General features: G+C 62.8%; 16 protein-coding genes. 12 read left to right on the forward strand and 4 right to left on the reverse strand.

The features are described 5' to 3' along the window. Window positions 1–33: 33 nt before the first annotated feature. Window positions 34–711 carry a FadR/GntR family transcriptional regulator gene (locus CEW87_RS12935; protein ID WP_108973570.1) on the reverse strand — a complete coding sequence of 226 codons (678 nt, stop codon included), beginning with the start codon at window positions 709–711 and terminating at the stop codon, window positions 34–36. A gap of 334 nt (window positions 712–1,045) precedes the next feature. On the opposite strand from CEW87_RS12935, the gene CEW87_RS12940 reads away from it, so the two are divergent. Continuing rightward, complete coding sequence (locus tag CEW87_RS12940; protein WP_234421531.1) at window positions 1,046–1,882, forward strand: EAL domain-containing protein; 837 nt, start codon at window positions 1,046–1,048, stop codon at window positions 1,880–1,882. A 156-nt stretch (window positions 1,883–2,038) separates the two neighbouring features. Here CEW87_RS12940 and CEW87_RS12945 read toward each other — a convergent pair whose 3' ends face one another. Further along, a complete protein-coding gene (locus CEW87_RS12945) occupies window positions 2,039–3,031 on the reverse strand; it encodes a helix-turn-helix domain-containing protein (protein WP_108973572.1) in 993 nt (330 codons plus the stop codon). Beyond that, on the reverse strand, window positions 3,028–3,288 hold the full coding sequence (locus CEW87_RS12950) for a hypothetical protein (protein ID WP_108973574.1): 261 nt from the start codon (window positions 3,286–3,288) through the stop codon (window positions 3,028–3,030). The genes CEW87_RS12945 and CEW87_RS12950 overlap by 4 nt, the downstream gene beginning before the upstream one ends. A gap of 392 nt (window positions 3,289–3,680) precedes the next feature. Between CEW87_RS12950 and CEW87_RS12955 the strand changes: the two genes are divergently transcribed. The 11 genes from CEW87_RS12955 to CEW87_RS13005 are packed head-to-tail and all read left to right on the forward strand — an operon-like array spanning window position 3,681 to window position 15,705. Next, entirely contained in the window at window positions 3,681–4,835 is a 1,155-nt protein-coding gene (locus tag CEW87_RS12955; RefSeq protein ID WP_108973576.1) for an amine dehydrogenase large subunit, read from the forward strand. Beyond that, on the forward strand, window positions 4,835–5,386 hold the full coding sequence (locus CEW87_RS12960; protein WP_199917014.1) for a MauE/DoxX family redox-associated membrane protein: 552 nt from the start codon (window positions 4,835–4,837) through the stop codon (window positions 5,384–5,386). The genes CEW87_RS12955 and CEW87_RS12960 overlap by 1 nt, the downstream gene beginning before the upstream one ends. Next, complete coding sequence (mauD, locus tag CEW87_RS12965; protein WP_108973578.1) at window positions 5,383–5,985, forward strand: methylamine dehydrogenase accessory protein MauD; 603 nt, start codon at window positions 5,383–5,385, stop codon at window positions 5,983–5,985. Before CEW87_RS12960 ends, mauD begins: the two co-directional genes overlap by 4 nt. Window positions 5,986–6,010: 25 nt before the next feature. After that, a complete protein-coding gene (locus CEW87_RS12970; protein WP_108973580.1) occupies window positions 6,011–6,547 on the forward strand; it encodes a methylamine dehydrogenase light chain in 537 nt (178 codons plus the stop codon). An 8-nt stretch (window positions 6,548–6,555) separates the two neighbouring features. Then, on the forward strand, window positions 6,556–7,020 hold the full coding sequence (locus CEW87_RS12975) for a c-type cytochrome (protein WP_108973582.1): 465 nt from the start codon (window positions 6,556–6,558) through the stop codon (window positions 7,018–7,020). A 49-nt stretch (window positions 7,021–7,069) separates the two neighbouring features. Beyond that, entirely contained in the window at window positions 7,070–8,449 is a 1,380-nt protein-coding gene (locus tag CEW87_RS12980) for a DUF1329 domain-containing protein (RefSeq protein WP_108973584.1), read from the forward strand. 27 nt (window positions 8,450–8,476) lie between these two features. Beyond that, complete coding sequence (locus tag CEW87_RS12985) at window positions 8,477–10,261, forward strand: DUF1302 domain-containing protein (RefSeq protein WP_108973586.1); 1,785 nt, start codon at window positions 8,477–8,479, stop codon at window positions 10,259–10,261. 58 nt (window positions 10,262–10,319) lie between these two features. After that, the gene (locus CEW87_RS12990; protein WP_108973588.1) at window positions 10,320–12,683 is read left to right on the forward strand and encodes an efflux RND transporter permease subunit; all 2,364 of its coding nucleotides are present in this window, start codon (window positions 10,320–10,322) and stop codon (window positions 12,681–12,683) included. 11 nt (window positions 12,684–12,694) lie between these two features. Continuing rightward, a complete protein-coding gene (locus CEW87_RS12995) occupies window positions 12,695–13,651 on the forward strand; it encodes a WD40/YVTN/BNR-like repeat-containing protein (RefSeq protein ID WP_108973590.1) in 957 nt (318 codons plus the stop codon). A 15-nt stretch (window positions 13,652–13,666) separates the two neighbouring features. Further along, complete coding sequence (locus CEW87_RS13000; RefSeq protein WP_108973592.1) at window positions 13,667–14,149, forward strand: TerB family tellurite resistance protein; 483 nt, start codon at window positions 13,667–13,669, stop codon at window positions 14,147–14,149. A gap of 53 nt (window positions 14,150–14,202) precedes the next feature. Beyond that, window positions 14,203–15,705, forward strand: a complete 1,503-nt coding sequence (locus CEW87_RS13005) for an aldehyde dehydrogenase family protein (RefSeq protein ID WP_108973594.1) — start codon at window positions 14,203–14,205, stop codon at window positions 15,703–15,705. 80 nt (window positions 15,706–15,785) lie between these two features. Here CEW87_RS13005 and CEW87_RS13010 read toward each other — a convergent pair whose 3' ends face one another. Continuing rightward, window positions 15,786–16,283, reverse strand: coding sequence for an Lrp/AsnC family transcriptional regulator (locus CEW87_RS13010; RefSeq protein WP_108973596.1), 498 nt, complete (start codon window positions 16,281–16,283; stop codon window positions 15,786–15,788). Between the last annotated feature and the right edge of the window lie 31 nt (window positions 16,284–16,314).

Raw genomic sequence — 16,314 nt, forward strand, 5'->3', positions numbered from 1 at the left:
TGATAACTCCTTGGGGTTGATGTGAGGAAAGGGTCAGAACTCGGGTGAATCGATGCCGACGCGACGTGCGGCGGCGCTAAGGTGTGCGCGCATTGCTGCACCGGCCGCGGCTGTATCGCCCGCCGAGATTGCAGCGATGATGCGGCGGTGTTCGTCGGCCGGCTCCCAGACCCCGGCAGGATCGGAAAAGGGCAGGCGCAGGGAGTGGCCGATCTGTTCGCTGAACTGGTTTGCAATGCTCGCCAGGCCAGGGTTGCCGCACAGCTCGGCAAGCAGCAGGTGAAACTGCAGGTCCCAGTCGGCGGCCATCACCAGGTCGCAGGCTTTGAGTGCATGTTCCATGCCGGTTTGTATCGCCTCGAGCTGCGCCAGCCCTTCGGCGTCGATATGGCGTGCGGCCAGGCTGGCCCAGGCCGGTTCGAGCACGGCACGGAACTCGATCAGCGCCTGAGGCGTCATGTTCGCGATGCCACGCGGCGGGTGCGCAGGGTCGCGGCGGCTGCCGGCGGTGACGAAAACACCTTTTCCCGGTTGTGTGCGCACCAGACCCAGCGCTTCGAGCGTGGAGATCGCTTCGCGCAGCGATGCACGGCTGATCGACAGCTGCTCGGCAAGCTCGCGCTGCGAGGGCAGGGCGCTGCCGTTAGGGAACTCCCGGTCGATGATGCGGCGCTGAAGCGCCTGGGCTGCGAGGTTGGCAATGCTTGGCATCGGGGTCTCTGAGTGTGATGGCCTGACTGGTCAGACCAGTTAGGCCAGTCTTAGCAGGAGCCGTGCCAGGTCCCGAACTGCCCCTTTTTGCGCTGATTTCTGCGGGTGAGACCGTTACGAGGCGTTTCTTTTGAGCCGCTTCCGCCCCGACATGGGGACTGTTGTGACCCTGGATGAACCACCATGGGGCGCAATCCGGAGCGGTGGCGTCAGACCGGAAGAAGCGGCCAAGTCGATCGAGACGTTTGCGTTGCGGCTGATTCAGGGACAACTACACAAGCGCCATGATCCGATCCTGCTATTCTTGGCGCTGACAAACCTACGGATGACAAGCATGAACAGTGGCCCTGCTCCTGGGTGCAATCGCTGCCGTGATATCGCAGCGCTCGACTTCTCCTTCTCGATGGCATTTCAGCCGATCTACGACTTTGCCGCCGCTGATGTCTGGGGCTGGGAAGCGCTTGTTCGAGGGGTCAATGGGGAAGGGGCATTTTCGGTTCTGTCCAAGGTGACCGACGAAAATCGCTACGCCTTCGATCAACAGTGCCGCATCCGCGCAATCGAGCTTGCCCACAGCCTCGGCATGCCCGGACGTCTGAGCATCAACTTTCTGCCCAATGCGGTGTATGAGCCGAAGGCCTGCATCCGCGCGACGGTCGAGGCCGCTGCGCGGGTCGGCTTTCCGCTCGAGCGTCTGCAGTTCGAGATTACGGAGGTTGAGGAGGTGCGCGCTGATGGGCATCTGCGGCGCATCGTCGACGAGTATCGCGCGATGGGCATGGGCACGGCAGTGGATGACTTCGGTGCGGGCTATGCGGGCCTCAACCTGCTTATCCGCCTGCAGCCCGATGTGCTCAAGCTCGACATGGACCTGATCCGCAATATCGACAAGGATCGCGTGCGCCGGATCATCGTTGCCCACATGGTGTCCCTTGCGCGCGAGCTGCCATGCACCCTGATCGCCGAGGGCGTGGAAACGCTGGAAGAGGCGCGCTGCCTGCTTGATCTCGGTATCACGCTGCACCAGGGCTATCTGTATGCGCGTCCTGCTTTCGAAGCGATTCCAAGGCCGGATCCGGCCGTGCTGGCTGAACTCCTCGGTGCCTTTCCGGACGTAATCGGACTGCGCGCGCTGACATCCGCAGGTCTTGGGACGGATATCGGCAAGTGATCCGCCCCTGCCGATTGCCGATTTGGGCTACTCGCTGAAGGTCTGGGCGGGTTTCGTGTGGCGGCCCTTGCCAAGCGGTGTCGGTCATGCACGCGGCTGGTGCTCATGCTGCGTTGCGCGAATCCGTATGGTGCATCAGCACCCGTGATTTTTGCGTCAGCCGAGCCGGAGCGTCGTGTTTCGCAGCGTTTCCGACGGTAGTTCGCCAAACATCGCCTTGTAGTCCGAGGCGAAGTGGGACAGGTGCCAGAATCCCCATTTTGCAGCCACGTCTGCGACCGAAGTCGACACCGCAGGGGCCGCCTTGAGCGCTCTGCGCACGCCATTCAGGCGCAGCGCCCGCAGGAAGCTCACCGGGTTGAGGTTGAGTACGTCCTGAAAACTGTACTGCAGGGTGCGGCGCGAAACCCGGAGTTCGGCGCACAGGTCGGCGATGGTGAAGGGCTCCTCGATGTGCGCCTGCATGTATTCGCGGGTGCGCTCAACAACGAGTTGCCGGGCACGGCATGACGGGGTGGAGCGATTCTCGAGCGCTGGCTTGATGGTGGATAGCAGGCTCCCGTAGACGGCCTGCTCAAGCGCTTTGCGCATTGCTGCATGCTTGAGCATCTCGGGCGTGGCGCGCAGGCTCGAAATCACGGTTCCGAGGAAATCCCGCAGCGCAGCGGCCTGCTCGGGTGAAGTCGGCAGAACCCGCTTGCCCTCGAGTTCGGCTTCGAGGTCGCGATGCTCGACCTGCAACGCGTAGTTGTTCAGTGCCTTGGCATCGGCCGTTACCCCGAGAATCTCCTGCAGTTTCGGCGTACGGAAATCCATCTCTTCGCCGCCTTTGAGCGTCACGAACGAATTGATGTCGAGTATTTCTCCGCAGTACCAGCCATTGCCGTCGATCTCCACCGGTACGCCGAAGGTGCGCGACCCCTTCCAGCTCTGGCCAACTTCATGCACGGACTGGTTGGTCCGCTCGCGGAAGATCTGCAGACTCTCGAAACAGTATTCTTCGAAATGCCCTGAAAAAGCGCCTGCAGTGAGCTGGTCGTACTGCTGTTTCCAGTTCCTGAGGCAGGACGCATGATCGTCCGCATCGTGCGTTGTGCGGCGCTGCGCACTGAAGGCTTCTTCTGCACCCGTGGAGGCGGAGGATGTCATGCGTTCGGTACTCCGCTCGGGCGAAAGGATCTGCTCTCGAAGCACCATTTGTGCCATGCCAATGGCAAGGCATCGGCCAACTGCATGCAGTCCTGAAGGCTGGATGGCGCCTTGAGGTAAGGGCTTTGCCGCAAGGCGGTCAAGGTGGGCCGGGTCTTGTTGCCGAGGCGCCAGTCCGTGCGACGTGAGCTGCGGGTGGACGGGTCGCGCACGATGAGCTCGCCGTCTGCGCGGACGGCGAGTGCAGGATGCTCCATGGTCAGTCTCTCTTCCCCGTGAATCAGGAATATTTATCGTTATATAAAGCAATGTGTTTTAAGACTAAACCGAATTTTCGCGCTTGAAAACCACTTTCTGTTCGCGCCCGAAGTTTTCTCGGGGCGCGCCATGATGGTGCGCTGCACTATCACTTTGGGGGCGTCGCCCCCTCGTCTTCAGCCGAATCGGGCTTTGCCGTTTTCGGTTACCGGGCTGTTCCTGTCTCGTCCCAGAATCCGCTCACCCCGTCATTTTGATCTGGATCAAATCTGACGGTGATGAGAAGCGGGTCCGGCTGGTTGCAAAAACCGGTCGGGCAATACGAGAAACGCCGGCGATCACCAGGGTCCGTTCGCGAGACCAGGTGTGCCGGGTTGCAAGGAGCTCAGTCGTGGTTCGATATCGCGCCCTGAAGACCTGCGCGGCCGCATTGCTGATTGCCCTGTCGGGTGCATCCGCAAACGCCGAGCTGGCCGTGGAAATTCCCTCGGTGGAGAAGCTTGCGCCACCCGATCCCTACCGCATTTACCTGTCCGATATCGCGATCAACCACATCGTCGATGGACGTCTGCATGTGCTCGACGGCAAGAACATGAAGTACCTCGGCGTGATCGCTGCCGGCTATGCCGGGCAGGCTGTGTTGTCGGCAGACCGCAGCGAGGTCTATGTCGCGACCACCTACTACTCGCGGCTGTCGTCAGGCGAGCGCACCGATACGGTGGACATCCATGATGCGCAGACGCTGGTGAAGACCGGCGAGATCGTGATTCCGCCCATTCATGCGCAATCCCTGCATTACAAGGGCACCATCCGCACCTCCGCCGATGGGCGCTGGCTGTACGTGCTCAATGCCACCCCAGCGATATCGGTGACGGTCATCGATCTGAAAGCGCGCAGCGTGATGTCGCAGATTGATCTGCCCGGGTGCTGGATCCTGCTGCCTGCCGAGTCGGTTTCCAACCGCTTCTCCACCATTTGCGGCGACGGCACCATGCTCACCGTAAGTCTCGACGACAAGGGGCAGGCGGTCGATCAGCAGCGCAGCGCCAAGTTCTTCGATCCCGACATCGATCCCATCTTCATCCACGGTGAGCAGGACGGCGATACCTATCGCTTCGTGTCCTACGGCGGCGATATCTACACGGCACACCTTGGCGCTGCGGTCGCCACCTTCGACCCCAAGTGGTCGCTGCTCACGGCCGCCGAACGCAAGGCGGGCTGGCGCCCTGGCGGCTACCAGTTGCTGGCCCAGCACAACGCCAGCGGGCGCGTATTCGTCGGCATGCATGACGGCGCCAAGGCAGGCAGCCACAAGTACCCGGCCAAGGAGATCTGGGGCTTCGATCTGAAGACGCAGAAGCGTGTGACGCGGGCGCCGGGCAGCAACGCGATCGCACTGGCGGTGAGCAAAGGCGACAAGCCCCGGCTCTTTGCCTATGACGGCGTCACCGGCGCAATGGCCGCCTACGATGCCAGCGCAGCGCTGAAGCTGATTGGTCGCATGGAAGGCGTCGGCGTGACACCGACCATGATGGAGCTGCACTGATGGACGCCCTTGCCATCGACCCGGTGCTGGCGCGTGCCTGTGGCGCCGCACTGGCGGTCATCCTGATCGTGGGGGCGTGGCAGAAGCTGCGCGACCTGGTGGTGTTCGAGGCTTCGGTCGAGCTGTACCGGCTGCTGCCCGAATCGCTCGTGCCGCTGTTTGCCCGTCTGTTTCCGGTGCTTGAAGCGATGGCCGGCGTCGCGCTGCTGTTCGATGCGTCACGTCCGCTGGGCCTTGTACTCGGCGTGCTCGTGCTCGGCAGCGCAACGGCCGGCGTCGCAATCAATGTTGCCCGCGGTCACACCGAGATCGACTGCGGTTGCGGCGGTGCCGAAGGCCACACGCGCCTGTCCTGGCTGCTCGTGGCGCGCAATGCGGTGCTTCTGGGCCTGCTTGTGGTCGGCGCACAACTCGGCACCGATCGCGGCCTGGTGTGGATCGACTACCTCTCCGTTGCCGGCGGCACCCTGATGCTGCTCACCCTTTACGCGGCAGCCAACCAGCTGCTCGCAAACCAACCCCATCTCGCCCAAATGAGGAGCGGATCATGAATGAAGCCCTGATGATTTCGAACGTCCTGTTGTGGATTGCGGTGCTTGCCGCACTGGTCGGACTGTTTGCCCTGGCGCGGCAGATTGGTGTGCTCTACGAGCGTGTTGCACCGATGGGCGCGCTGATGCTCGATACCGGCCCGCAGGTGGGTGAGGCCGCACCGGTGTTCGATCTCCCGCACCTCACCAATAGCCGCGATCGCATCTCGCTCGGCCTGCCCGGTGACAAGAGCACGCTGCTGTTCTTCCTGTCGCCGACCTGCCCGGTGTGCAAGAAGCTGCTGCCGATCCTGCGCTCGGCCAATCAGACCGAGCGCAGCTGGATGCGGGTGGTGCTCACCTCGGATGGCGAGCAGCCGGAACACCTCGCCTTCTACGACAAGGCCGGGCTGCAGGACTTCCCCTATGCGCTCTCGCGCGAGCTCGGCATTGCCTATCGAGTGGCAAAGCTCCCGTATGCGGTGCTGATCAACGAGCAGGGCCGGATCGCCGCCAAGGGGCTGGTCAACTCCCGCGAGCAGCTCGAAAGCCTTTTCACCGCCAAGGAAATGGGTGTGGCCTCGGTACAGGCCTACCTCGATCAGCCGGGCAAGGCCTGATTCCGAAGAGACAAGGAGAACGCAAATGAAATGGCTGGATGAATTCTTCGAACGCAAGACGCGCAAGGTTGCGCAAAGCGCCTCACGGCGCAGCGCATTGATCGGCATCGGCAAGCTGCTTGTCGGTTCGGCCTTCGTGCTGCCGGTGCTGCCTTTCGATCGCACGGCCCAGGCTGCAGGCGCCACCGCGTCCAAGAAGACGGCGGGCAAGTTGCCGACCGATCAGGACTGCGAATACTGGCGCTACTGCGCACAGGACGGCTACCTGTGCAACTGTTGCGGCGGCACCGCGTCGAGCTGCCCGCCGGGTACCGAGGCGTCGAAGGTGTCGTGGATCGGCACCTGTCATAACCCCGAGGACGGCAAGGACTACCTCATCAGCTACAACGATTGCTGCGGCAAGACCTCCTGCGGGCGTTGCTTCTGCAACACCAACGAACGCGAGATGCCGGGCTACCGCATGGGCCTGCATAACGACATCAACTGGTGCATGGCCAACGACTCGACGATGTTCCACTGCACGATGGCCACGGTGGTCGGCCTGGCAGACGTCAAGAGCTGAGGGCGGACATGAACAGGCTGCTTGCGGCGGGTCGGACAGGCGTACTGGTTTGGGCCGCACTGCTGGGTGCTTCCCTGACAGCAGGCGCAGCGCACGCGTCCGAAGCGGGTAAGGCGCGCTACCAGTACATCCTGAATTGTGCGGGTTGCCATCAGGCCGACGGCAGTGGCGCGAAGTCAGGCGGTGTTCCGACCATGCGCGGGCAGATCGGGCACTTTGCCGGCATTCCGGAGGGGCGCGACTTTCTGGTGAAGGTGCCCGGCACTTCGAACTCGGCATTAAACAATGCCGATATCGCCCGCATGTTGAACTGGATGCTGCAGGCATTTTCCGCAGAAACGCTGCCTGCCGATCTGGCGCCATACACCGAAGCCGAAGTTTCCCGTTTGCGCAGTCAGCCGCTGAGTGACGTCAGCGCCGCCCGGCGCGCCATCGTCAGCAAGCTGGCAGAGCGTGGGGTTCGCATCGAGTAGGGGCCGGTGCAGATCGATTCTTCTTTCTACCTTGTAAGGACCGAGCAACATGGACAAAACGACAAGAAATCCGATGCGCCCTGCAGTTCTGGCGCTGTTGATTGCAGGTTTGCTGGGCAGTGGCCTGAGCCATGCGGCCCCAACCGACGCCGAAGTGGCCAGTCTGGGAAAGACGCTGACCCCGATTGGTGCCGAGGCGGGCAAGAATGCAGATGGCAGCATTCCCGCCTGGACCGGGGGCATGACGCAGGTTCCGGCGGGCTGGAAGGCGGGCAGTGTTGATCCGTACAAGGACGACAAGCCGCTGTTTTCAATCGACGCTTCGAACGTGGACAAGCATGCGGACAAGTTGTCGCCCGGCCAGCTCGCACTGATCAAGGCCTACAAGGGCTACCGCATGGACATCTACCCTAGCCGGCGCAGTTGTCCGGTGCCGGATGTGGTCGCCCAGCAGACAAAGAAGAACGCGAGCGCGGCGAAACTCGGTGCCGATGGCTGGCAGCTCGAGCAGGTGCTCGGCGGCGGCATCCCGTTTGCCATCCCCAAGACCGGGGCCGAGGCGATGTGGAACTACAAGCTGCGCTATACCGGAATGGGGCGCAGGGCGCAGATCTCGGCCCTGTTGCCGGACAAGGATGGCGGCTACTCCGAGAACAAGCAGTGGGCCTTCGAGCTCTATCCGTTCAACGATCCTGCGGTCACCGGGCCGGCCGATGTCGAAGGGGTCGAATCGATGCTGCTGTACGAAGTCCTGTCCCCCGCATCGCGTGCGGGTGAGGGCTATCTGATTCATGCCTACCTCGACAAGCCGCAAGACGCCTGGATCTACTTCCCCGGTCAGCGTCGCGTGCGCCGCTCGCCAACCTTTGCTTACGACAACCCGATTGCGGGTTTCGACAACCTGTATTTCGTGGACCAGATCAACGTCTTCACCGGCGCGCTCGACCGCTACGACTACAAGCTCGTCGGCAAGAAGGAGATGTTCGTTCCGTACAACTCCTACAAGCTGATCGACAAGAAGAACAAGTTCAAGGATATGGTCGGCCCGGACTACGTCAATCGTGACTTCATGCGCTACGAGCCGCACCGCGTATGGGTGGTCGAGGCCACGGTGAAAGCCGACAAGCGCCACTCCTTCGCCAAGCGCGTGTTCCACTTCGATGAGGACTCCTGGGCACTGCTGCAGGTCGACATGTACGACGCCAAGGGCAATCTGTGGCGGGTACAGGAGGGCAGCCTGTGGGCGGCACCCGATGTCGGTGCCTGCATCACCTATGAAACCCAGATGTATGACCTCGTCGCCCGACGCTACGTGGTGGACAACTGGACGGCCGAAGGCGAAGTCATCGACCTGACCGCGGCGAAGGAGGGGCGTATCAACCAGGCCACCTTCAGCCCCGACCAGATGCGTCGCCGCGGCGAGCGCTGACCCGACCCCAGACCCAAGGAGACTTCCATGAAGACACAGACGATTTCACATCGTCGGGCGGCGTTCGCCCTCGCTCCCTCAACCCTTGCGCTCGCGGTGGCCGCGACATTGTGGGCACCAAGCAGTCATGCCTTTCGTTTCGGCTCGGAGGAAGGCCTGTCGGGCGCTTTTGACAGTACGGTGTCCTTCGGTGTGAGCGCCCGCACTTCGTCTGCCGGCTGCTCCACGCTGGGCAACGACAGCGGGGGGTGCAACAACGGCACCAACAACGACCTGTCGAACGTCTACAGCCTGGCCAAGGGTACCGGCTACGCCAATGCAGACTTCAACTTTACCAACTTCGATGACGGTAATCTGAACTACAAGAAGGGCGATGTGTTCTCGGCTGCGCTGAAGGGCACGCACGATCTCGCCCTGAAGTACCCCGGCGGCTGGAGCGCGCTGGCCCGCTTTACCTGGTTCAATGACTTCAAGGCCGACGATACCCGCCGCACCGACGTCGCTGGCGAAGCGTCCGGTGACGTGACCCTGCTCGACGCCTGGGTGGCGAAGAGCTTTTCCATCGGTGATCAGTACGGCAAGGTCAAGCTCGGCAACCAGGTGATCTCCTGGGGAGAGGACATCTTCATCCTCGGTGGTGTGAACCAGATCAACGCGATCGACCTGCAGAAGTTCCATGTTCCGGGCACGCAGTTGAAGGAGATCTTCATCCCGGCGCCGATGCTGTCCGGTTCCTTCGGCATCACCGAGTCGCTGGGCATGGAGGCCTACTACCAGTTCGGCTGGAACAGCTTCAAGTTCGACCCCTCCGGTACCTTCTTCTCTGCGGCCGACGTGCTGGGCAAGGGGCGGCGCGTCGCCTACCTGCCGACGTCGATCTGTAACGATTTCGGTATTCCGGGGCCCTGTGGCGACAGTTCCGGCCTGACCGACGCGCAGATGCTCGCCAACGGCACGGCAGTCCCCTATGTCGGCACCGAGAAGCCGCGTGACAGCGGCCAGTACGGGGTGAACTTCCGCTACAACGCGGAAGAGATTGATACCGAGTTTGCCTTCACCTATCAGCGCTACCACGACAAGCTGCCCTTCCTCGGTTTCACCGGCAATCGCAGTGGCGCGGTGACCGGCTATTACGTCGCCTACGGCGAGGACAAGGATCTCTACGCGATCTCGGCCAACACCAAGCTGCTGAACGTGGCGGTGGGCGCGGAGCTGTCCTACCGTCCGCGCGACAGCGTCGGTATCGACCCGACCGTACCCTTCGGCTCGATCTTCGGCGGCAGCTACGACAAGAACAGCGTGTACGACGTGGGCAGCCATCCGGGCTTTGTGGAAGAAGAGAAGTATCAGTTCCACCTGACCGGCTTCTACACCTTCTCGCACAACGACCCCCTGGGTGGTCTGGCCAAGGCCGTCGGCGCCAGCGATGGCTTCATTCTCACCGAAGCGGCCGTCACCCATTACCCGGGCCTCGACCGCAGCGGACGCACGCCTTACTTCCTGCCTGACTACTCGCTGCCGGACAAGACGTCGTGGGGCTACGTGTTCGAGATGGGCCTGAACTACCCCAACGCCTTTGGCAGCGGGGTGACGCTGACGCCGCAGATCGACTGGTATCACGACGTCTCGGGCACCAGCCCGAACGCGATTCCCTTTGTCGAGGGGCGCAAGGCGCTCACGCTTTCCTTGTTCGCGAACTACCGCGATGCGTGGAAGGGGGCCATCCAGTGGGTGAACTTCCATGGAGGCGGTGCCAACAACCTGATGCGTGATCGCGACTTCATTTCCGCGAGCATTTCCTACTCGTTCTGATGCGCAGTGCCGGGGCCGGTTGTATCCGGTCCGGCCCCGGACCAATGGACTCCCCAACATGATCGAGAAATCAGTCCTGGCCCTGCAGCGTTTCTGCTTCAGGTTCCGTTTGCCGATCCTGCTTGCGCTGCTGGTGTTTACCGCGGTGATGGCGACCTTCGCCGCGCGGCTTCACATGAGCGCCGGCTTCGACAAGCAGCTGCCGCAGGACCACGAATACATTCAGACCTTCAACCAGTACCGTGAGGTGCTGTTCGGGGCCAACCGCATCATCGTCACGGTCGAGGCGAAGAGCGGCGACATCTGGAACGAGAAGGCGCTGACCAGACTGTACGACGTTACCCAGGCCCTGTTCTTCATGAAGGGGGTTGATCGGCGTACGGTGAGTTCGCTGTGGACGCCGAACACCCGGGCGGTACAGATCACCGAAGAAGGGATGAAGGCCGAAGACGTGATCGGCGGCGATGTCACGGTGAAGGCGCTGACGCCGGAGAACATCTCCGCGATCCGCGAGCGCACCATCATCGGTGGCTTTGTCGGCAGTCTGGTGGCCAACGATTCGTCATCGGCGATGGTGGTGGCCGAACTGGCCGACCCCGACCCCCAGACCGGCGAACGCCTCGACTATTTCGAGTTCAGCCAGCGTCTGGAAAAGGAGTTGCGCACTGCCTTCTCGGATGACGATATCCGTATCCGCATCATCGGATTCGCCAAGCAGATGGGCGACATCTCCGAAGGCGCTACCAGCGTGATCGAGTTCTTTGCGCTCGCCTTCCTCCTCACCACCGCCGCCGTCTACTGGTATACGCGCTCGTGGCTGCTCACCTTTCTGCCCTTGTCGTGCTCACTGGTGTCCGTGGTGTGGCAGTTCGGCACAATCACGCTGCTGGGCTTCGGGCTCGACCCGCTGGCCATTCTCGTGCCCTTCCTGGTGTTCGCCATTGGTGTGTCTCACGGCATCCAGCAGGTGAACTACATCGCCAAGGAGGTGATCAACGGCGCCGACGGCTATACCGCGGCCAGCCGCAGTTTCACCGGCTTGCTGGTGCCGGGCACGCTGGCACTGATCACGGCCTTCGTCGGCTTCGCCACCCTGGTGCTGGTGCCGATCCCGATGATCCGCGAGCTGGCGATCACGGCCTCGGTAGGGGTGGCGTACAAGATCGTCACCAACCTGATCATGCTGCCAGTGCTGGCAAGCTATTTCCGCTTCGACGATGCCTTCGTGCTGCGTGCGGGCAAGGTCGAACACCTGCGCAACCGCATGATGGCTTCGCTCGGCGTGCATATTGCCAGCCCACGCAATGCCGCCATCGGCACCCTCGTGTGTGCGCTGCTGATGGGCGTGGCGGTGTGGCAGAGCCAGGGCCGTCACGTTGGGCATGTGCTGCCAGGTGCGCCCGAGCTGCATGACGATTCGCGCTACAACCAGGATGTGGAAGCCGTCGTCGATCACTACAGCCTGGGCCTCGATCTGCTGACGGTGGTGGTGGAGACACCGACTGACGGCTGCTACCGCCACGACATCATGAGCCATGTGGACCGCCTGACCTGGCAGCTGGCCAATGTGCCCGGCGTGCTCTCGGCGCAGTCGCTGCCGACGCTGGCCAAACTTGCGGCCTCGGGTGTGAATGAGGGTAACCCGAAGTGGGCGGCGTTGCCGCTGGACGAACTGACGATGGGCGAAGCGGTGCGTCAGGTGCCCGAGGGGCTGCGGCTGTTCAATGCCGACTGCACCGTGCTGCCGGTGAATCTCTACCTTTCGGACCACAAGGCATCGACAATCGAAGGCGTGGTCGCCGCCGTAAAGCACTTCCGCGACACCCAGCCCTTCGACGGCGTCACCGTCAGGCTCGCCAGCGGCAACGCCGGGGTGCAGGCGGCAACCAACGAGATCGTCGAGCATTCCGAGTTGCCGATGATGCTCTACGTATACGCGACGATCCTGGTGCTGGTGTTCCTGGTGTATCGCGATTGGCGGGCCATGATCGCCTGTTGCGTACCGCTCACCCTGGCCACCTTCCTCGGCTACTGGTTCATGAAGGAGCTCGACATCGGCCTGACCGTGGCGACCTTACCGGTGATGGTGCTGGCGGTGGGGATCGGCGTCGATTACGCCTTCTACATCTATAACCGGCTGCAGATGCACATGGCCCATGGCGAGGACATCGTCACCGCCTTCAAGCAGGCCTTGCGCGAGATCGGCGTCGCCACCGTATTCACCGCTGTGACGCTGTCGATCGGGGTCGCCACCTGGTCCTTCTCCGCGCTCAAGTTCCAGGCCGACATGGGCATGCTGCTGACCTTCATGTTCATGATGAACATGATCATGGCCATCACGCTGCTGCCAGCGCTCGCGGTCACGATCGACATGCTGATTCCGCGCCGGGGGCCGGTGCGCGCCCCGCTGATGGCGCATTGAGGAGATTCACGATGAAGAAGTGTTTTCCATTGATGCGTCTGATCTGCGCGCTGCTGGTGATCGCGGCGCCCGGCGCAGGCGTGCAGGCCGCAGATCCAGCCCCGGTGCCGGCCATGAAGGCCCGGCTGGCAGCAAAGGTCGCGCTGACCGGCCTGGTACGGGCCGGCGATGCGCTGGTGGCAACCGGTGCGTATGGCACCGTGGTGCGTTCCACCGACAATGGCCAGACCTGGCAGCAGGCCGAGGTGCCGGTGAGCACGCTGCTCACTGCGCTGCATTTCGTCGATGCCGAGCGCGGCTGGGCGGTGGGGCATGGCGGCGTGGTGCTGGCCACCACCGATGGCGGCGTCAAGTGGACCCTGCAACAGCAGCTTGCAGACAAGCCGGTGCTGTTGTCGGTGCATTTCGTCTCTGCGGAAAAGGGCTTTGCCGTCGGGGCCTACGGCAGCGCATGGCGCACAGTCGATGGCGGTCGCAACTGGTCGCCGATGGTGGTCGGCAGCGGTCGCGATACCGACATGCACCTCAACCATATCTTTGCCACCAGGAACGGCGTGCTCTTTGCGACGGCCGAGTTCGGGCTCGCGTTTCGCTCTGCCGACGGTGGCGACTCCTGGCATCCGCTCACGACCGGCGTCTCGGGTTCGCTGTGGAACGGGCTGGAAGGTGCGAACGGAGAAATCGTGCTGCTCGGCATGAGTGGCAGGGTGCTGGTCAGCGCCAATGGGGGCGACAGCTTTCAGGTGTTCGAGCACGACAGCGGGCAGTCGCTGAGTGCTGCGGTCGTCGATGCCAATGGCGGCCTGATCGTGGTCGGTTCAGGTGGGCTGGTGCTGCGCGGGCGCGAGCGTTTCGCGACCGAAATTCGTGCCGATCGCCAGAACCTCGCTGCGGTGGCGCTCGCGGCGGACGGTGGCCTGATTGTGGCCGGACAACTCGGTGTAGAGCGCGTTGGCGGCGGGAACTGACAAGGAGAGGTGCAGATGTTGAACCGATTAATTGCCCTGCTGCGTGGGGATCTCGAAGCAGAGGCGACCGAGGCCGGCCCCTTCGAGCGGCGTCACATCGCCGTTGCGGCGCTGCTGCTCGAAGCCATGTACGTCGACCACAAGGCAAGCGCAGACGAGCATGCCGCCGTTACCCGCCTGCTGCGGGACCACTTCCACCTGCGTGGCGCTACGGCGGAGCAACTGGTCAGGGTCGCCGACGAGCGTTTCGCCGAGGTGCTCGACGACTGGGAGTTTGGCGAGGCCGTGCGGACGGGTTTCAATCCGGCCGAACGCCAGGAAATTCTGACCCTGCTGTGGGAGGTCGCGTATGCCGATGGCGTGCTTGCGGGGATGGAGCGCCGCCTGCTGAACCGACTGGCACGTCAGCTCGATCTCGGCCTGCCGGCCATCGAGCAGGCGCGTGCGACTGCTGCGGCGCGTGGTGGCCTGATTCGCACAGGGCCCGAGGACGACTGAGTTATATCCGTTTAACCGCAACATCATCAAAAACAACACCAGGAGACATGTGAATGGAACGATATCAAGGGCAGTTCATCAGTGAGGCTACCCGCCAGTTTCTGGCGCGACCGAAGCGCATGCTGATTGGCGCCGAATGGCTCGATGCCCAGAGTGGTGAGACGCTCGAGGTGATTGACCCGGCCAGCGGCCAGCCCTTTACGGCGGTGCCGGCCGGTGCGGCAGCGGATATCGACCGCGCGGTGGCGGCTGCCCGTCAGGCCTTCGAGTCTGGCGAGTGGTCGAAGATGCGTCCGGTCGACCGTGAGCGCCTGCTGCTGAAATTTGCCGATCTGGTCGAGGCCAACGCGCAGGAGCTCGCCGAAATCGAGGCGCTCGACAACGGCAAGCCGGTGGTGATGGCGCGCCACGTGGATGTGGCCCTTGCAGTCGACTTCCTGCGCTACATGGCAGGCTGGGCGACCAAGATCGAAGGCTCGACCATGGATCTCTCGGTGCCGCTGATGCGCGAGCGTGAGCTGTTCGGCTTTACCCGGCGCGAGGCTGTCGGCGTGGTCGGTGCGATCATTCCGTGGAATTTCCCCCTGCTGATGGCTGCATGGAAGGTGGCCCCGGCGCTGACCTGCGGCTGCACCATGGTGCTCAAGCCGGCCGAGGAAACGCCGCTGACCGCGCTGCGTTTTGCGGAACTGGCGCTCGAAGCGGGCTATCCCCCCGGTGTGCTCAACGTGGTGACTGGTCATGGCCATACCGCCGGTGCGGCGCTGGCCGGACACAAGGGCATCGAGAAGGTCGCCTTTACCGGATCGACCGAGATTGGAAAACTGGTCGGCAAGGCGGCGCTGGACAACATGACCCGGGTTTCGCTTGAGCTTGGTGGCAAGAGCCCGGTGATCGTGCTCGATGACGCCGATCCGGCGAAAGCGGCCGCAGGTGCCGCGCAGGCCATCTTCTTCAACCAGGGCCAGGTGTGTACAGCGGGTTCGCGCCTGTTCATCCACAAGAGCCGTTTTGACGAGGTGGTCGAAGGGCTGTCGGGCATCGCGTCGGCCATGAAGCTCGGGCCGGGTATCGATCCCTCGACCCAGGTCGGGCCGCTGGTCTCGGCCATTCAGCAGCAGCGCGTGCTCGGCTACATCCAGAGCGGATACGACGAGGGCGCACGGGCGGCCGTCGGCGGCGCAGCCGGTGGCGGCGAGGGCTACTTCGTCAAACCCACGGTGCTGGTCGATACGCGCGACGACATGAAGGTGGTGCGCGAGGAGATCTTCGGCCCGGTGGTGGTGGCGATGCCGTATGACGACCTGGACGAAGTCGCGCGTCGCGCCAACGATACGCCTTACGGCCTTGCCGCCAGCATCTGGTCCAACGACCTGTCACGCGTTCATCGCCTGATCCCCAGAATCAAGGCGGGCACGGTCTGGGTGAACTGTCACAACATCCTGGACAACGCGATGCCCTTCGGCGGTTACAAGCAGTCCGGCATCGGGCGCGAGATGGGGCGTGCCGTGCTCGACATGTACACCGAATCCAAGTCGGTGATCATGGCGCTCTGAGCAAACAGGTCATGGTGTTGCAGCCGGCTGTCGACGCGCAGTTTTCGATGGCCGGCTGCAATTTTTTCCTGGTGCTGTTTTCAGGTGGCTTTTGCCTTCGGCGCATTGCCGAGGTGATCAAGCGGCAGTCTCGTGCTGCGCTTGAGTTCGGTCAGCGCGATATTCGATTTGACGCTGCGCACCCCGCCGATCCGCATCAGGCGGTGCAGCATGAAATCCGACAGTGCGGGCAGGCTCGGGGTCATGACCCGCAGCAGGTAGTCTGCCTCGCCACTGATGGCGAAGCATTCGAGCACTTCTTCCATGTCGCGAATTGCGTCGGTGAAGGCATCGGTGTGGACCTCGCCATGACGTTCCAGCGAAACATTGACGAACGCGGTCACTCCGAGACCGATGGCGGCCGGGCGCAGTAGCGCGACGTAGCGCTCGATGAATCCGGACTGCTCCAGTCGTTGCACCCGACGACTGACCTGTGAGGGTGACAGATGGATGCGTTCGGCGAGCACCGCATTGGACGCCTGGCCGTCGGTTTGCAGTTCGGACAGCAGTTGCAGGTCGTATTTGTCGAGATCGATCATGGTTCGTGCATCTTGTTTGGATTTGATGCAC

Source organism: Parazoarcus communis (assembly GCF_003111665.1).
Lineage (GTDB): Bacteria > Pseudomonadota > Gammaproteobacteria > Burkholderiales > Rhodocyclaceae > Parazoarcus > Parazoarcus communis_B.